1 protein-coding gene is annotated in these 592 nt (G+C 59.3%); it reads left to right on the top strand.

Features of this window, described 5'->3' with window-relative positions; translation table 11 throughout:
* Position 1: 1 nt before the first annotated feature.
* Positions 2-592 (top strand): aminotransferase class III-fold pyridoxal phosphate-dependent enzyme (locus NKH93_RS34255; RefSeq protein WP_352976424.1); only part of this gene is annotated, 591 nt, incomplete at its 3' end.

Genomic DNA, 592 nt, shown 5'->3' with positions numbered 1-592 from the left:
TATGTTGCACGAAAACACGGCGCCGAGCGCCTCCTTGCCTGGCGCCCAGTCCGAAAAATTGTTCACCCGCGGCTGCGACGTTATCCCGGATGGGACCAGCCGTATCACAGTCGAGCGCGACCCGTTGCCGCGCTACGTCCTGAAAGGCGAGGGCGCCTATCTTGTCGACGTTGACGGGCAGCGTTTTCTCGACCTCAGTAACAATTTCACCACCCTAATCCATGGCCATGGGTTTGCTCCGGTGATGGACGCTGTCTCGCGTCTTCTTCGTGAGGGCACCTGTTTTTCCAATCCGACCGCCCATGAGATCGACCTTGCGGAACTGCTGGTCGATCGCATTCCCGCAATCGACCAGATCCGTTTCGTCAACACTGGCACAGAAGCCGTGATGTTTGCCATCAAAGCCGCGCGCGCCTTCACCGGGCGCTCTTGTATTGCCAAGATCGAAGGTGCCTACCATGGCACGTATGATTGGGCGGAAGCAGGGCACGGGGGAATACCTTCCACTTGGGGATCTCCCGACGCACCCGTCGCGGTACCCTCCTATGTAGGCATGCCGGCATCGGTTGCCGACGAGGTTGTCATGCTTCGT

The sequence above is a fragment of the Mesorhizobium sp. M0954 genome, from assembly GCF_040319155.1.
GTDB lineage: Bacteria > Pseudomonadota > Alphaproteobacteria > Rhizobiales > Rhizobiaceae > Mesorhizobium.
The sequence above is the reverse complement of the archived record's forward strand: the minus strand, read 5'-3'. Positions and strand labels throughout refer to the sequence as shown.